13 protein-coding genes are annotated in these 16,972 nt (G+C 39.7%); 4 read left to right on the top strand and 9 right to left on the bottom strand.

The window, feature by feature from the left end; all coding sequences use genetic code 11:
• The first annotated feature begins 71 nt into the window (after positions 1 to 71).
• Both L2567_RS14705 and L2567_RS14700 read left to right on the top strand, forming a co-directional pair.
• Entirely contained in the window at positions 72 to 962 is an 891-nt protein-coding gene (locus tag L2567_RS14705; RefSeq protein ID WP_235298558.1) for a MerR family transcriptional regulator, read from the top strand.
• Between the two features lie 70 nt (positions 963 to 1,032).
• Positions 1,033 to 1,698 (top strand): YceI family protein, encoded by a 666-nt coding sequence (locus L2567_RS14700; protein ID WP_235298557.1) that lies wholly within the window; start codon positions 1,033 to 1,035, stop codon positions 1,696 to 1,698.
• Positions 1,699 to 2,131: 433 nt separating this feature from the next.
• On the opposite strand, the gene L2567_RS14695 is transcribed toward L2567_RS14700, so the two are convergent.
• Together L2567_RS14695 and L2567_RS14690 are read right to left on the bottom strand one after the other, a co-directional pair.
• A complete protein-coding gene (locus tag L2567_RS14695) occupies positions 2,132 to 3,940 on the bottom strand; it encodes a glycoside hydrolase family 2 protein (protein WP_235298556.1) in 1,809 nt (602 codons plus the stop codon).
• A 115-nt stretch (positions 3,941 to 4,055) separates the two neighbouring features.
• The gene (locus L2567_RS14690; protein WP_235298555.1) at positions 4,056 to 4,598 is read right to left on the bottom strand and encodes an HD domain-containing protein; all 543 of its coding nucleotides are present in this window, start codon (positions 4,596 to 4,598) and stop codon (positions 4,056 to 4,058) included.
• Positions 4,599 to 4,891: 293 nt separating this feature from the next.
• Here L2567_RS14690 and L2567_RS14685 point away from each other — a divergent pair, with 293 nt between their 5' ends.
• Positions 4,892 to 5,071, top strand: coding sequence for a hypothetical protein (locus L2567_RS14685; RefSeq protein ID WP_235298554.1), 180 nt, complete (start codon positions 4,892 to 4,894; stop codon positions 5,069 to 5,071).
• Between the two features lie 100 nt (positions 5,072 to 5,171).
• On the opposite strand, the gene L2567_RS14680 is transcribed toward L2567_RS14685, so the two are convergent.
• A complete protein-coding gene (locus tag L2567_RS14680; protein WP_235298553.1) occupies positions 5,172 to 6,707 on the bottom strand; it encodes a hypothetical protein in 1,536 nt (511 codons plus the stop codon).
• 584 nt (positions 6,708 to 7,291) lie between these two features.
• Positions 7,292 to 7,645, bottom strand: coding sequence for a four helix bundle protein (locus L2567_RS14675; RefSeq protein WP_235298552.1), 354 nt, complete (start codon positions 7,643 to 7,645; stop codon positions 7,292 to 7,294).
• A gap of 59 nt (positions 7,646 to 7,704) precedes the next feature.
• Between L2567_RS14675 and L2567_RS14670 the strand changes: the two genes are divergently transcribed.
• On the top strand, positions 7,705 to 9,165 hold the full coding sequence (locus L2567_RS14670; RefSeq protein WP_406626708.1) for a sulfatase: 1,461 nt from the start codon (positions 7,705 to 7,707) through the stop codon (positions 9,163 to 9,165).
• Between the two features lie 199 nt (positions 9,166 to 9,364).
• Here L2567_RS14670 and uvrA read toward each other — a convergent pair whose 3' ends face one another.
• The 5 genes from uvrA to recO all read right to left on the bottom strand — a co-directional run bounded on the left by uvrA (position 9,365) and on the right by recO (position 16,851).
• Positions 9,365 to 12,187: an excinuclease ABC subunit UvrA gene (gene uvrA / locus L2567_RS14665; protein ID WP_235298550.1), complete on the bottom strand. Its 2,823-nt coding sequence runs from the start codon at positions 12,185 to 12,187 to the stop codon at positions 9,365 to 9,367.
• 20 nt (positions 12,188 to 12,207) lie between these two features.
• On the bottom strand, positions 12,208 to 13,029 hold the full coding sequence (locus tag L2567_RS14660) for a purine-nucleoside phosphorylase (RefSeq protein WP_235298549.1): 822 nt from the start codon (positions 13,027 to 13,029) through the stop codon (positions 12,208 to 12,210).
• A 16-nt stretch (positions 13,030 to 13,045) separates the two neighbouring features.
• Positions 13,046 to 13,453, bottom strand: a complete 408-nt coding sequence (locus tag L2567_RS14655) for a DUF5606 family protein (RefSeq protein WP_235298548.1) — start codon at positions 13,451 to 13,453, stop codon at positions 13,046 to 13,048.
• Between the two features lie 677 nt (positions 13,454 to 14,130).
• The gene (locus L2567_RS14650; RefSeq protein ID WP_235298547.1) at positions 14,131 to 16,125 is read right to left on the bottom strand and encodes an alpha-ketoacid dehydrogenase subunit alpha/beta; all 1,995 of its coding nucleotides are present in this window, start codon (positions 16,123 to 16,125) and stop codon (positions 14,131 to 14,133) included.
• On the bottom strand, positions 16,126 to 16,851 hold the full coding sequence (gene recO, locus L2567_RS14645) for a DNA repair protein RecO (RefSeq protein WP_235298546.1): 726 nt from the start codon (positions 16,849 to 16,851) through the stop codon (positions 16,126 to 16,128). It lies immediately after the preceding gene.
• Positions 16,852 to 16,972: the final 121 nt, after the last annotated feature.

Raw genomic sequence — 16,972 nt, 5'->3', positions numbered from 1 at the left:
GTCAATACATTCACTGATATGAACATTTATTCGACCAATATGTTTGTTCTACAATAAATTAAACTAAAGCTTTGGTAATATATTCGATAAAAGACCTGGAGCACCTGGCGGGTGTGAAAGCCCATACCATACGGATATGGGAGAAAAGGTATAATATCGTTGAACCGAAGCGTACCGATACCAATATCAGGTACTATCTTGAAGACGATTTACAACATATCCTTAATGTTGCACTCCTGAATAATCACGGTCACAAGATTTCTCACATCGCCAGGATGGACAAAGAGGAAATTGCCAAAAGGGTGGCTGAAATCTCTCATTTTGATAATGGATTGGAAGATCGGATTGACTGTCTGACCATGTCCATGATGGAGCTCAATGAATTTAAGTTCAACCGTATCATTGAAGCCAATATAGATCAACTGGGATTCGAACGGTCGATGCAGGAAGTCATTTTTCCACTGTTAGACAAATTGGGAGAACTATGGATTAGTGGTTGTATTAAGCCACTGCATGAAGTATTCGTTTCGGAAATCATCAAAAGGAAGATCATCAAAGCAATTGATGAGCTGCCGATCAATACTGACATTACCGTGCCCTCGTTTTTAATCTACCTGCCTATCAATGAATCCGCGGATTTGAGTTTACTTTATTTGCATTACATGTTAAAAAAAGAGGGACTAAGGGTGACCAATTTGGGGAAAGGTGTAAAAAAAGAAATGGTCATAGAGACTTGCCGCATTCTCAATCCCAGATATGTGGTACTTTTTGCCAATGAGTCGTTTGAAAACAATAGCTTAGAGCCCTATTTATATGATCTTTGTCGTAATATCAATGGGTCAAAGGTACTGGTAACAGGTTATCAGCCTATTATGCAAAACATAAAAACATCCGCTAAGGTTAAGGTACTATCTAGTCTCGAACAAATTCTAGATTACTGCAGTAATCAGTTAGCAAGCTGAAATACAGAGGGTTTAGGCCAATGTTTCAGTATTTAAAACAAAAATTTTTAACAAAACAATATAGCTAATTATGAAGATTCTATTTAAATTATCACTGATGGTCTTTTTGCTGGGTTTCCTTGCTTCATGTGGACCAAAGGGAGAGAAAGCAGGTGCCGGTGAAGCAGGCGAAGTCGCCGAAGAAACCGGAAAAGAATATGCAGTGAATGCGGCAAACAGTAAAATAATGTGGGAAGGTTCTAAAGTAACCGGATCGCATAATGGAACCGTCGAAATTTCAGATGGTAGTATCGCTATGGAAGATGGTACCCTTACAGGTGGCAGTTTTACAATCGACATGTCCACCATCGAGGATGAAGACTTAGATGGTGATATGAAGGCCAATCTTGAAAACCACTTGAAAGGAACTGTAGAAGGTAAGGAGACTGATTTTTTCAATGTACCTAAGTATCCAACCGCTAAATTCGAAATTACCAAAGCGACAAAGTTGATGAATAATGATGACGCCAACTACATCGTTTATGGAAACTTGACTTTAAAGGATGTGACTAAAGAAATCAGCTTCAGAGCCAATGTGAATGAAGTCAATGGTCAGATTAAGGTGAACACTCCTCAATTTACGATTGACAGAACAGAGTGGGGCATCAAGTATGGATCTGCTAAATTCTTTGATGGTTTGAAGGACAAGGCGATTGCTGAGGAAATTGGTTTGAAGGTTGATTTGACAGCTGGATAGGAAAAATTCATCAGGCTTAACGCTGTAGAGAATATAAAAGCCCTTGGTGATATTTTATTGCTAAGGGTTTTTTATTGGTTGGTATTTGCGATTTGCAAATTCGAGCTGATTACTAAAGACTGACATCTGACTACTGAAAACTAACATCTGCCCCATCTCTTAGAGAGCCACCTGCGCTGCTAAGCCTCGCTCAGCTCTCAGAGAGAAAACTGACTATCAACTGACATCTGACTACTGAAAACTAACATCTGCCCCATCTCTTAGCGAGCCACCTGCGCTGCTAAACCTCGCTCAGCTCTCAAAGAGAACTCTTGATTTTTTACTTCTGAAAACTGACATCTGACTACTGAAAACTAACATCTGCCCCATCTCTTAGAGAGCCACCTGCGCTGCTAAGCCTCGCTCAGCTCTCAAAAAGAAAACTGACTATCAACTACTTACCACCAACTATTACACCCCTCACCATCTCATTCACCTCTCTGACCCGATCCACATCCAACTTATCCACCTCCCGATCATAAGTCATCAACCCATTGACCTCCCCCTCCACATCCGTCGTTTGTGTATAAATGGCTCCTGAAAAGCCGACTTTCACCAGGTCGGCCAATTGCCTGGCATATTTGACATACTCATCCGTCGCCTCCTCCGAGCTCTGAAATTTAATGTATCCCCAATTGCCATCACGGTTCCATAAATGACCCTCTACTGGCAAACCTATGCCTCCATATTCTCCTAATACATTGACCCTGGTCGCATCGTACAGATACATTTCAGGATTAGGATAATGATGGATGTCCAAAATGTCTCCTGTCTGTATATGATTGCCTCCACTCGCTGAATTAACCAATCTGGTAGGATCCAAAACCTCAGTCCATGCAGTAATTTCTTTGGTTTTAAACTGTCCCCATGCTTCATTGAAAGGCACCCAAACTACAATAGAGGGATAAGAATATAAAAATTCGATGATTGCCTCCCATTCCTTGCGATAAATTTGCTCAGACTCCGCACTTCTTACATTCTCGTTTCCATCAAACATTTTGCGCATTTGCCAACCCTCATTTCGATCGCCATTCGGCATATCCTGCCAGACCAGCATACCTATCTTATCGCAGTGGTAATACCATCTTTGCGGCTCAACTTTGACATGTTTACGAATCATATTAAAACCATATTCCTTGGTCTTTTCTATATCATACTTTAGCGCTTCATCCGTGGGTGCAGTATAGAGTCCATCCGGCCACCAACCCTGATCCAAAGTCCCATATTGGAAATAATCCTGATTGTTCAGTTGCATCCTGACTATTCCCTGCTCATCCTTTTGGGTTGAAATCTTGCGCATCGCAAAATAACTTTCCACCTCGTCTAAAATCTCACCACCTCTGATCAATCGAATGCTACAATCATACAGGTGTGGTTGCTCAGGCGACCAAAGTTGAGGATTTTCGATAAACAGCTCAGCTGATTCACCTACAGCTGCTTTACTGCTTGAGATCACCGTTCCATTTTCTAGCGCCTTTACTTCAATAATGTCACCGAACTGAGCCCCTCCTGCATCGACCTGGACTGCCACTGTATTCTGATCAATATCAGGCGTGAGTTTGATATGATCAATTGCCACTTCAGGCACATGCTCGATCCAAACGGTTTGCCATATCCCTGTCACCGGTGTATACCAGATCCCTCTTGGATTAGTGACCTGTTTACCTCTGGGTTGAGGTCCATTGCTGGTAGGGTCCCAAACTTTTACGACCAATTCTTGATTGCCTTCTTCCACAAAAGGTGTAATATCAAAGTTAAAAGGATCATATCCACCCTCGTGTGCGCCGATCTTGATGTCATTTAGCCACACATCGGCTCTCCAATCCACGGCTCCAAAATGTAAAATCACTCTTTCCTTCCAATCTTCAGGGATATCAAAGCTGGTCTGATACCAAACTTCCTTATCCTGACCCACTTCCTTCATGACACCCGATAGGCTAGATTCTACTGGGAAGGGGACCAAAATTTTTCCATCCCATTCTTTGGGACGAGGAGCACCATATTCAGTGATCGCGTGGTCCCATAGCCCATTTAAACTTTGCCAATGATCCCTTTTCATGATAGGTCTGGGATATTCCGGAAGAGGATTTTCAGGATCCACCTCACTAGCCCATGAGGTTTTAATTTTATCACCTGCAGGCTGCCATTGAGCGGACAATGTCAGAAAAGTAAAGCACAACAAGATGGCATATGCTAATTTCATAAGTCTTGATTTTTAGCTGAAAGTAAGGAATCTAATGCTAAGACACAATCTGTATATACCCTCTGTTTGCTATTTTGCAATCCAGTTATAGATTCTCAAGTGAATGCAAATTCTATTATAAATCACCAAAAAAACGAATCAGATTAGCAACATGATCATCAATACTCACACCCAGCTTCTCACAGCCCATATAAATGGTTTCCCGATCAATTTTAGCGGCAAAAGCCTTTGATTTCAATCGCTTCTTAATCGACTTCACACTCATCTCTCCAAAGGGGACTGGATTCATTTTTTGGTAAGCATAATAAATTCCGCAGATTTCATCGCAGGCAATCAATGCAGCAGCAAGCCTGGAATCAGGCGAAGTACGAAAACCATTGTGTCCGAATGCGTGTGCTTCTACAGCATGAATGAATTCTTCAGGATAGCCCCATTTTCTAAACCATTCCAATGACCTGGCCGGATGAGTTTCGGGATACTCGTCATAGTCCAAATCATGCAGATATCCCGTCAAAAACCATAAATGGGCATCTTCGCCAAATTCATGAGCATATCCTTCCATTGCTGTGGCGACCATCAGTGCGTGATATCGTTGATAGCTGTCCTTTACATGATGTTCTAGTAATTTTTTTGCCTCTTCTTTAGTGGGTAAACTCATGAATCTATCTAAAATTGTGAGGCTTGAAGATAAAAATAAAAAGTGTTTAGATCGCTACTACTTTTATACAGCGGAGTAACAGGTAATGCGCTCGATTCATATTTGATGCAACATGTATATCAACCTTCCGCAGTTTATACCATCTTTTTCATTTTAAAAATGAGAGTAAACCAAATGATAGTTATTCATCATGCGCATTTCGGCCTAGATTAAATGAGTTGCTGCGTGTAAAATGAAATTTAACTGATGACTTTTCAAGGAACTCTATTATTGCTTATCTTTGTTTCACTAATATGGAACAAAGAGTGACCATTATAAAAAAAGATTCTGATGATCCTAATATTGCTTATTGGGCTTCACAAACACCACAGGAACGCTTATCTTTTTTAGAAACGATTCGAAAAGAAGTCATAAAATCGAAATATGGAATTGACCCCGGATTTCAAAGAGTTGTTAACATTATTAAACGATAATGAAGTTAAGTATCTAGTTGTAGGAGGCTATTTTAGCAAATGCGGAACAATTAGAAAAAATAAATAAAATTGGATAGCTAATAATAATGATAAAAAGTGTTTATGTAGATGCTATCCCCTTCTGTTGCTCCAGCATTTCGATGACCAGATCGTATAAGGTTTCGAATGGTATGACTTCAAGGTCAAGGTTGTGATAGGATAGTTCAAACGGATGTTCATCTAGGCGTTTTCTGTATTTTTCAACGTATCGATGCCATCTTATTGGATGGTAATCCGCATCGGGGAGCTTGGTGAGCATTTTAATAAAACAGTTAGATCGAAAAGTGTGATCACTTCTAAGGTATCGGTGACTGTACATATTCAGAGCATCTAATCTGTCAATGATCTGTCCATGCTTTTTATTCTGGACCAGTAGAATCATCTGTATAATGAGAATCGATATGTTAACTCCTCTTTTGTCTTTAGAGTAGGTGGGAACGTCATTTAAAAATCGGTTCAGTCTAAAAGGTCTCAGCGGTTCTTGATCTGATTTTTCCGGGTCTATTTTCCCCAATTCAACTAAGAAATGGATGTAGGCTTCTTTTATTTTGAAAAGTTGAACGAGGAGAGGTAACGTTGACTCAAATTCTTCTTTTGAAAAAACTATACTTAAGGCTTCGTATGCTTTAAGATATAGTTCACTATTAATATATGTTGCAAATAAATAGTTATAGGTTGAAAACCAATTACTTGTTCTTGGATCAGTAATTTCTAGATTCTTTTTAAACAGATTCTGAGCCTCAGCATAATTGTTTGATAAGAATTGGCCTAAAGCTTCTCTAGTCCTTAATGTATAGTCAGCATCAACTGATTTTATTCCCTTTTTCTTATAAAAGGCTATTCCCTCTTGAGCAACTTCAATTAAACTTTTATAATTTGAAAATTCTAAATAATAATTTGCCTGGTATAGGAATGTATAAAGATTAAATCTTGTTGTTTTAATTGATTTTTGTAATAATCTCATTTCCTTTATTTTTTGTAAATGAAATTCTGTGAATTTACTATCAACCCCAGTCTTATTTTTCATCATTGTAAGACCAAAATAACCATATAGCTCTTCTACTTCTTGCTCCGCTGACAATGCTTTTAAGTAATAATCTCTCTTTTTCCTATAGCTTTTATATTTTTTAAGATTGCTGGTGTATGAAGCAAAGTGTGTTGTTAAAATAGAACTTAATAGATAATTGAGATCCGTGAATTCAAACTTTGATGTCACTTTCAAAGTTTTTTTTGCTAAATCAATGGCAACTAATCGTTTTCTATTAGCTAGAAGAATTTTTATGGCTGCATAATTTTTATAACTGTTCTTTCCAGCCTCGAAGATGTCTTTGTAATTTGGTCCACTTTGATCAATAAAGAATATTGAATTTAATAACCTTTTGTACAATCTGTTTTTCAACCTATTTAAAGTTCCTAATTTACCATTACCGTTATACATTAATGCCAAAGCATCATGATCCGTCTTCACTTCTCCACTAGCGATAGCATCATATAATATGGTCATCTTGTTATTGGGGTTATTTAATTCATCAATTATATTAATTTGATGTAGCTTTTGTCTGGTTAATAGATCTGTAAGCGAGATTAAGTGCTCCATTTGAATTTATAATTAATTGTTTTATAGCTGTTTATGAATAAACTTACAATTTAATTCGCTATTTAGATTGTCCAATTTATATATATATTGTTATACTTTAAAACATAAAATAGGCTCATATTTGTAATATCAATTGATAAAAGCGCAGTTTTATTTAAATTAAATTTCATAATTAACTGCATTCCAATAGGTTAGAGTTTATGGAAGCTCTATTTATAAGCGAATACGCTTGTCCTTAAAGTAGTTCAAGTGTTATGTTTTGTTCACATAGTAGTCATTAGATTTGTATTATCAGTTAAACAAATTAAAATTACTTGCTATGGACTTTTATGATATAATGTGTATGTTTTGTTCTTCTATCATTGACGATATAGGATCATTCTAATAAAATAAACTAATTACTAATTACTCTTAAGATATATATTCTATTGTTCTCATTTTAGGTTTTAAGGGTGTTAAATGGCTTGGCTCTCCTCAACGCGAGGAGGGTCATTCCTTTTTATAGTAAATACAAAGCTTTTACGATTTTCGTTGTTCGCTCTCCGCTATTTGCACAAAGAAAGGCTTGAACTCAAGAAGCTTTTTTATGCAATTACTTTTACTCTAAGTGAACTGATTCCTCTTTGAAGTTTGTTAAGCATTTCAAAAATTTTCCTGAAATCTTCCACTCTTATATATTTTAAGTCTCTACAAATCATTAATTGAGTTTCTAATTCAAATGCTGAACCCATAGATATACTAAGATAATATGCAAAATTTGTCTCAGTTTCTCTACTGCAACCTTCAGCAATATTTGAACAAATGGAAATACTACACCTCCTCATTTGACTCACTAAGCCAAATTTTTCTTCCTTTGGAAAATCAGCTGATATTCTATAAATCTCAAGAGCTAAATCTTTTGATTCCCACCATATTCTTAGCTTTCTAAAATTCCTCATAATCTCTTAGTGTTAATATTTAGTATTTTGTTACCCATAAACTTGTCAAATTGAGCAGAATTTCTCCAGCGAACTTCGAACAGCTAAAAGCGAACATCTTTTTTCTTTCATTTACCATTCTCATTCTCCTCCCTTTAAAATCATATACCCAACAACCCAACATCCTCTTCATTATCTCGGACGATCTAACAACCACCGCCGTATCTTCTTATCAAAACGGACTTTGCCTAACACCGAACATTGACCTACTGGCATCCCAAGGAACAAAATACACCAGAGCTTACTGTCAATACCCCGTTTGTGGACCATCCAGAGCCTCTATGCTATTTGGTTACTATCCCAATACAACTGGTACTTATGGATATGTGAGCGGAAGAGAAAATGTGGGACCCGATAGAAAATCATTACCCCAACTGTTTAAAGATAACGGCTACTACACCGGCAGAGTCAGTAAAATCTATCACATGGGAGTGCCCATTGACATAGAAAAAGGAAGCGACGGACAAGACGATGAAGCATCCTGGACAGAAAGATTCAATAGTCAGGGTCCGGAATGGAAGGCCGAAGGTGAAGCAGAACTAGTCCAGAATAACCCCGATGGTTCCATCGAAAGAAAAGGGGGAAATGTGATGACCATTGTGAAAGCAGAAGGCGAAGATGCGGTACATTCAGATGGAAAAACAGCAGAAAAAGCCATTGAGCTCATTAAAAAACATAAAAATAAACCCTTTTTTCTGGCAGTAGGACTGGTCAGACCTCACGTTCCTTTTGTCGCACCAGCCCAATACTTCGATCCCTATTCATCTGAAAACATTGACCTCCCTGAAAAATTTCCGGAAGACTGGAAAGACATACCAGAAAGAGGTATTAATTATGTGACCAGTGTCAATGGCGAAATGTCCATTGACCAGCAAAAGAAAGCAGTCGCCGGGTATTATGCATCCGTCAGCTTTATGGATGCCCAGGTGGGGAAAATACTACGCGCTCTTAAAAATGAAGGACTAGAAGATAACACCATCGTCATTTTTACCTCCGATCACGGTTTCCATCTGGGAGAACACGATTTTTGGATGAAGGTCAGTCTACACGAGGAGTCCGTTAAGGTTCCGTTGATCATAAAAGTACCAGGAAAGCAACCACAGGTATGCCATTCTTTTGTTGAACTCTTAGACCTTTATCCGACCATTGCGGAATTAGCTGGCTTGAAAGTTTCGGAGGAACTGCAAGGAAAAAGTTTGGTTCCAACATTGGACGATCCCCTTTATAAAGTTAGAGACATGGCGTTTAGCGTTACACAGGGCGGTCGATCTTTTCTTTTGAGGACGGATCAATGGGCGTATATTCAATATAATGAAGATGCTTCTGCAGGTATAGAATTGTACGATATGAAAAATGACCCCGGCCAATACCAAAATCTGGCAAATGACCCTAAGTATCAGAAAGTAGTTAACATGTTGCAGGAAAGATTAACGAAAAAGTTAGAGGATGTTCGGGGAATTGAATTGGGGGAAGGAAAATAGGGTTTGTCGACATCTTTCAAATGAATTTGTAAGGACATGACATTATTTAGGTCCCATGATATGTCTGCAGGTTTCAAAACATTTTGTAAGTCCATCAACAGATAAGCAGATCATAATTTAAATTTGCAAGTCCTATGGCATTGCTGTAAGTTGCCTGATAAATTTGCAAGCCCTATAGCATTAGATCCCAAAAATTCTTTTATTTCAATTCAGTCGCCAAAAATCGAGCAGTCTCATTCTTGTCCTTTATTTTCAACATCTTTTCAGGCGTACCGTTATATACAATCTTGCCTCCTCTCGAACCACCATCCGGACCGAGATCCACAATACGATCAGCCACTTTAATGATGTCCATATTGTGTTCTATCACTAACACCGTATTGCCTTTATCAACCAGTCGATTCATGACCCGAATCAAATGTTGAATGTCTTCAAAATGCAAGCCAGTGGTTGGTTCATCCAGAATATATATCGTGCGACCAGTATCCCTTTTGGATAATTCTTCAGCAAGCTTAACCCGCTGTGCTTCGCCTCCTGAAAGCGTTGTAGCTTGTTGGCCTAAAGTAATATAGCCTAAACCAACATCCCTAAGCGTTTTTAATTTCCTGTAAATCGAAGGAATATTTTCAAAAAACTTGGTCGCTTCAGCAACCGTCATGTTTAAAACATCTGAAATGTTCTTGCCTTTGTAGATAATTTCAAGCGTTTCCCTATTATATCGCCGACCTTGACATTCTTCACAATCTACATAAACATCCGGTAGAAAATTCATTTCGATCGCTCGTTGGCCTCCACCTCCACACACTTCACATCTGCCCCCTTTGACATTAAAAGAAAAACGACCAATCTTATAACCTCTAATCTGTGCTTCCGGAACTTTGGCAAATATTTTTCTAATGTCAGTAAATACACCGGTATAGGTCGCAGGGTTAGATCTTGGCGTTCTCCCGATGGGCGACTGATCTATTTCGATGACCTTATCCAAATGCTCTAATCCCTTTATAGCGTCATATTCCAATGGTTTCTTAACGCTCTTGTAGAAGTGCTGTCTCAAAATAGGATACAGCGTCTGATTGATCAGTGAGGACTTTCCACTTCCTGAAACCCCTGTGATGCATGTCAAGGTTCCTAGCTCAATTTCAAGCTTTTGATTTTGAAGGTTGTGGCCTTTAGCTCCTGTTAAAATAAGCTTCTTCCCCGTTCCTTTGCGACGTTTCTTAGGCACCTCAATGTCTTTGCGGCCAGCCAAATAATCTGCGGTAATACTGTCAATTTTCATAAAATCTTCCGGACTGCCTTCAGCAACGATATCTCCACCAAGTTCGCCGGCTCCGGGTCCTAAATCAACAAGATAGTCCGATGCCAGCATGATGTCCTTATCATGCTCCACCACTATGACGGTATTTCCAATCGTTGTTAAGTTCTTTAAAGCTTTAATCAGGCGCTGGTTATCTCTCTGGTGCAAACCGATAGAGGGTTCATCAAGAATATAGGTAATACCCGTTAATTGAGATCCAATCTGAGTGGCCAGCCTTGTTCGCTGAGATTCACCTCCGGATAGTGTCCGGGTAGGGCGATCCACACTTAAGTAGTCTAATCCCACTTCAAGAAGGAAACCTAACCGATCTCTGATCTCTTTAAGCACATCTTTAGCGATGGCCTTCTGCTTATCAGACATCTTCGCCTCCACAACATCGAACCATTCTTTGAGTTCCGATAGATCCATAGCTGCCAGTTCACCGATATGCTTGTCAGCAATTTTGTAATGCAATGATTCCTTCATTAATCGATAGCCATCACATTCAGGACAAGTCACGACTTCCATAAATTCCTCAGCCCAGGATCGAATTTTCTCCGAAGAAGAATCTTCATACCACCTCACCAACATATTGACCAACCCTTCCTCAGCCAAATTGTAAACAAAATCATGTGAAATGCCGGGAACCTTTGATTTAACCGATTTGTCTCCACCATGCAAAATGGTTTCAAGCGCTTTCTCGGGAATTTCCTTGACTGGTGTGCTGAAACTGAACTTGTATTTTTTTGCTATGGCTTTGAGTTGCTTAAAGGTATGGGTGTCCCTCACCTCTCCGAATGGCGCAATGCCCACTTCCTTTATACTTTTGGAATCATCTGGTATCACTTTCGACATGTCCACAGAGTTCACTGAACCTAATCCCCGACATTTTTTGCAGGAGCCATAGGGAGAATTGAACGAAAAGGTATTGGGGGAAGGTTCTTCGTATGAAATACCGCTTTCCGGATCCATGAGACGCTTGCTGTAAGGCACTATTTCGTCCTTCTCCATGTCGTGTATCATAACAAAATCTGAGGACATTCTGTAAGCCATTTGCAAAGAGGCCCTAAGCCTATCTCGCTTCCCCTCTTCTACTTTTATCCTGTCGATGACTACTTCAATATCATGGACCTTGTATCGATCAACTTGTAGACCAGGTTTTAGGTCAATGATTTCGCCATCAACCCGAACTTTAGTAAAGCCTTTTTTGAAAGTTCTTTCAAATAATTCGCGGTAATGCCCTTTCCTGGATCTGATCAATGGTGCCAGAATACTGATTTTGCGTCCTTCATATTCCTCAAGAATGGTTTCAAAAATCTGATCCTCTGTATATTTGACCATTTTCTTCCCCGTCACATAAGAATAGGCGTCAGATGCTCTGGCAAAAAGCAATCTCATGAAGTCATAGATCTCAGTGGTAGTGCCAACGGTAGATCGCGGATTCCACGCCGTTGTTTTTTGTTCAATGGAGATTACTGGGGACAGACCATTGATTTTCTCCACTTCCGGCCGGTCCATACTGCCAAGGAATTGACGAGCATAGGCTGAAAAAGTTTCCATATAACGGCGTTGGCCTTCCGCATAAATGGTATCAAAAGCCAGGGAGGACTTTCCACTACCCGACACGCCGGTAATGACAACCAGCTTATTTTTAGGGATATTGAGCGAAATTTCCTTCAGGTTGTGCTCTTTAGCCCCGATTACTTCTATATCATTTGTGCTCACGCGCGCAAAGTTTGCAAAATTTATGAAATAAGCGCTGTTAAAAGTGTCGATAATTTCGAACCAGAGCGCTCAGCTATGTCCATGACCGATTCAATTGTTGTTTCTGTAATTCGATCTAGTGGATAGCAAACATTAGAAACAATGGAGACTGCAAATATGTTCAGACCACCATGCTTGGCTACCAGGACCTCCGGAATGGTTGACATCCCTACTAAGTCACCTCCCATCCTATGGATCATTTCGTATTCTGCAGGTGTTTCCAAATTGGGTCCGGGGAGGGCATAATACACCCCTTCCTTGATGACCATGTTGGTTTGGGATGCGATTTTGTGTGCTTTCGAACGTAGTTCAGTGCAATAAGTATTCTTCAAGTCCGGAAATCTTGGTCCAAAGCGTTCATCATTCTTGCCTCTTAGCGGATTATCCGGCATCTTATAAATATGATCACGAATGATCACCAGGTCGCCAGCGTTAAAATCGGGATTTGTTCCCCCGGCCACATTGGTGATATATAGATTTTGGATGCCCAACCGTTGAAATACACGGATGGGAAAGGTTACTTCTTTCATGGAGTAACCTTCGTAATAATGAAATCTGCCTGACATGACGATGATGGGTGTTTGATTCAAATGGCCGATGACTAATTTACCAGCATGGGAATCAACTGTAGTTTTGGGGAAATATGGTATCTCCTCATAGGGGATCTCTTTTTGTATGTCAATGTTTTCAATGAATCCCCCAAGACCAGTACCAAGGATAGCGGCATTTTTAACGCTCTGATCCATGGCATTTTTAAGAAATTTTACGGCTTCTTGTACCTGATCAAAGTGGGATTGGGTCATGGATTATGAGTATTGTTTATTCCTCTTCGTCTTTTGAGCTGAAATCGAGAATATTGCGCTCGTCGAGAAAATTATACCATTTGATCACTTTCTTAATATCACTGACGAAGACTCTATCTCTATCGAAGTCCGGTAGTATTTTATCGAAGTAGTCGAAGAGCACCGGTGCTGGTTCATTTGCCGAAGGGATTGGATTTTCTTGTGCCTGGTCATTCATGCTTTTAAACACATCACCAATAGCTACTGCATCGCCGTATGTGTAAATCGCAACCGAGCCAAGTGGGGTAAACTGGTGTTTTCTCATGGTGTAAAACTTGGTTTTTTTGGTATCCATATCAGCGACCAGAAGTCCGTTATTTCTGGTAGCAACGAGTTCAAAGATTCCTGGTTGCCCACTGACGGCGACGTATTTTTCTAAGTTCATTGTAATTCAATTTTATGGTGCGAAAGTACTTATTCTAGTTCGTATTTTATATAGTTTAACGAATTGGATTGTGGTTTGGTGTTGTTGAATGTTCGCTATTTGTTGTTGGCAGTTCGGGATTCGGAGTTGGGGGTTTACGAAATAAGAATATCGAATCTCACCTACTCATCCCTTGAAGAGCTTTCTGCGCTGCAAAGCCCGGCGGCAGCTCTTAAAGGTAACAGCCAATTGAGAATAACGAGTTTCGAATAGCGAAGCCCGGCTCCTTATCCCTTAAAGACCTTGCTTCTCTACAAAGCTCTGCTTTAGCTCTTTAAGGGAACAGCAAAAAGCGAATAACGAATAACGAGTTTCGAATAGCGAAGCCCGGCTCCTTATCCCTTAAAGACCTTGCTTCTCTGCAAAGCTCTGCTTTAGCTCTTTAAGGGAACAGCAAAAAGCGAATAACGAATAACGAGTTTCGAATAGCGAAGCCCGGCTTCTTATCCCTTAAAGACCTTGCTTTTCTACAAAGCTCTGCTTTAGCTCTTTAAGGGAACAGCAAAAAGCGAATAACGAGTTTCGAATAGCGAAGCCCGGCTTCTTATCCCATAAAGACCTTGCTTCTCTGCAAAGCTCTGCTTCAGCTCTTTAAGGGAACAGCAAACTGCGAATAGCGAGCTTCGAATAGCGATAAACTAATACCTCAAAATCCTTTCAACCGCCTCTTCCAACCTGAAATCTGCCATAAATACTTTTTCAAGTTCTCCAGAAAATGGGATCGGTGTATCCAAACTAGCAACTCTCATTAATGGAGCATCCAGGTGCTCAAACAAATGCTCTGCAATGTAAGCGGACAATTCGCCGGCAAGTCCACCCAACATACTGTCTTCATGAAGTAAAATGACCCGATTGGTTTTACGCACCGTTGCATCAATCGCTTCATAATCTAAAGGTGATAGTGTCCTTAAGTCCAATACCTCCCCATCAACATCCAACTTCTCTATGCATTTTTGTGCCCAGTGAACTCCTAGGCCATAAGTAATGATTGAAAAATCTTTGCCCTCCCTAGCCAATCGCGCTTTTCCTATTTCCACCGTATATGATCCTTTCGGTACCTTGCCGGTCACCGAGCGATACAGTGCTTTATGTTCAAAATATAAAACCGGATTCGGATCTACAATTGCGCTAAACAATAGCCCCTTGGCATCTATAGCATTAGAAGGATACACAACTTTAAGTCCAGGCACATGTGTGAACCATGCCTCCGTAGATTGAGAATGAAATGGTCCTGCTCCCACTGATCCTCCGGTCGGCATGCGAATGACACAGTCTACATGCTGTCCCCACCTGTAGTGTAGCTTCGCCATGTTATTCACGATTTGGTTGAAACCACAGCTTACAAAATCCGAAAACTGCATTTCAACCATGGACTTATATCCTTTGATACTTAATCCCACAGCGATTCCTAATACTGCACTTTCACAAATGGGCGTATTTCTGACCCGCTCCTTACCATATCGATCTACAAATCCATCGGTAATCTTAAACACTCCTCCATATTCCGCAATATCCTGTCCCATCAGGATCAAATCATCAAAAGTTCTCATTCCCTCATCCAGTCCTGAAGATATGGCATCTATGAATCTAATTTCCTCAACCTCTTCTGAAGGTAGTTTTTCGATGACTGCCGAAGACTTGAATACATCTTCCATCTCCATTTCACTGTGTACAGGATCTGTAAAATGCTCAGTTGCAGCTAATTCAGCCTCTATCATTGACTTAAATTCAACTCTGATGTCCAAAATGTCTTCTTCTGTGAGTAACCCTTCCTCTAAGAGAAATAATTCATAGTTCGTGATGGGATCTTTCGATTCCCATTCTGACATTAACTGATCGGGGACATACTTGGTACCTGATGCCTCCTCATGTCCTCGCATTCGAAAAGTCATACATTCTACTAAAACTGGTCGAGGGTTTTCACGAATAGACCTCGCCAAATTAGAAATGGTCTGATAGACCTCTAAGACGTTATTACCATCTATGGTTAGTCCCTCCATACCATACCCTACAGCTCGATCAGAAAGCCTTTCACAAGCATATTGCTCGGAAACAGGTGTAGATAGCCCGTATCCATTATTTTCGATGACGAAAATGACGGGAAGGCTCCAGACTGACGCCATATTTAATGCTTCATGAAATTCACCTTCACTTGTTCCCCCTTCACCAGTAAATGCAAGGGCGACATTTTCTTCGCCAGACAATTGATGAGCCAGGCCTACACCTGATGCCAGGGACAGCTGTGCGGCCAGGTGTGAAATCATCCCAACTATCCTATATTCCTGAGTTCCAAAGTGAAATGAACGATCTCTACCTTTCGTAAAACCTTCTACCTTTCCTTGCCATTGAGCAAAAAGCCTGTGCAAAGGTATACCTCTTGAAGTAAACACTCCGAGATTCCTGTGCATCGGAAAAATGTATTCCTCCTTCTTCATGGCTAATGTGCACCCGACTGCGATGGCTTCCTGTCCTATACCGGAAAACCATTTGGAAATCCGACCTTGTCTGAGAAGGTTTAGCATTTTCTCTTCTATCATTCTCGCCTTCAACATCTCGCGGTATAATTTCCGCATTTTCTTTTTTCCGACTTGTTCAGATTGATTAAATATACCTGGAGAATAGCTGCTTGACATTTAAGCTAAAATTTCATTAAGAATTTGATATGTATGTAATTCTTTCATTGAATCTATATGTAATTTATAGAATAGGATCAATTTATCAAGAATATTTCTTCGCTCGACATTGGTTAAAGACAATTCATGCACATATTCTCTTTCCTGCATCATTATATCATATAGGCTTTCAGATTCGGTGAGGTCCAGGAAATAGTGATGATCAGGTGTATCGGAAATAAATTGACCATCCATCAAATCAAAATAAGGATAATTAACACTGAAATTATCTCTTGGCTGTATTCCTATTTCACCTGCTAATTCAATCATAAATAACAAATGAGCATTATTGACTGAAGTTGGAGTCTGATCCAGAAATAAAAACCATTGAAAGATAAAACTGAACAGTTTGGGATTCTCCTCGTCATCTTTGAGCACATTCTTCAAAACTTCAATCATAAACATTCCAACGGAGGAGCGAAGAATTTCAAATGGAATTCTTTGATAAAGATGAGCGCTGGAAATCTCTTTAATTCTGAATAATCCTTTAGTATTTTTATGGTATGCTACAAATTCCACCAAAGACATAATCTGACAGAGGCCAGCTTGCGTTTTCGCCTTTTTATTGCGTACACCACCTATAATATAACTGTTCAAACCATAATCCCTAGAATAGATATCCATGATGAGACTGGTTTCTCCATATTTCATGGACCTGAGAATGATTCCTGTTGTTTTTATGAGCATATAAAATTCGAAGATAATTGAATTTAAAAGAACCATTAGATGGGTAACCTCCACCTGACTTGTTAATGAATTGTAAATAAAATCATCACAATTTTATCGGAAATCATCATTTTCGAGCAAA

Source organism: Portibacter marinus (genome assembly GCF_021533195.1).
Lineage (GTDB): Bacteria > Bacteroidota > Bacteroidia > Chitinophagales > Saprospiraceae > Portibacter > Portibacter marinus.
The sequence above is the reverse complement of the archived record's forward strand: the minus strand, read 5'-3'. Positions and strand labels throughout refer to the sequence as shown.

Excerpts from the sequence above, each read along its gene's own strand:
- L2567_RS14660 (WP_235298549.1), bottom strand. The coding sequence starts at position 13,029 with ATGACCCAATCCCACTTTGATCAGGTACAAGAAGCCGTAAAATTTCTT.
- L2567_RS14700 (WP_235298557.1), top strand. The coding sequence starts at position 1,033 with ATGAAGATTCTATTTAAATTATCACTGATGGTCTTTTTGCTGGGTTTC.
- L2567_RS14695 (WP_235298556.1), bottom strand. The coding sequence starts at position 3,940 with ATGAAATTAGCATATGCCATCTTGTTGTGCTTTACTTTTCTGACATTG.
- L2567_RS14675 (WP_235298552.1), bottom strand. The coding sequence starts at position 7,645 with ATGAGGAATTTTAGAAAGCTAAGAATATGGTGGGAATCAAAAGATTTA.
- L2567_RS14680 (WP_235298553.1), bottom strand. The coding sequence starts at position 6,707 with ATGGAGCACTTAATCTCGCTTACAGATCTATTAACCAGACAAAAGCTA.
- L2567_RS14685 (WP_235298554.1), top strand. The coding sequence starts at position 4,892 with ATGGAACAAAGAGTGACCATTATAAAAAAAGATTCTGATGATCCTAAT.
- L2567_RS14690 (WP_235298555.1), bottom strand. The coding sequence starts at position 4,598 with ATGAGTTTACCCACTAAAGAAGAGGCAAAAAAATTACTAGAACATCAT.
- recO (WP_235298546.1), bottom strand. The coding sequence starts at position 16,851 with ATGCTCATAAAAACAACAGGAATCATTCTCAGGTCCATGAAATATGGA.
- L2567_RS14655 (WP_235298548.1), bottom strand. The coding sequence starts at position 13,453 with ATGAACTTAGAAAAATACGTCGCCGTCAGTGGGCAACCAGGAATCTTT.
- L2567_RS14650 (WP_235298547.1), bottom strand. The coding sequence starts at position 16,125 with ATGTCAAGCAGCTATTCTCCAGGTATATTTAATCAATCTGAACAAGTC.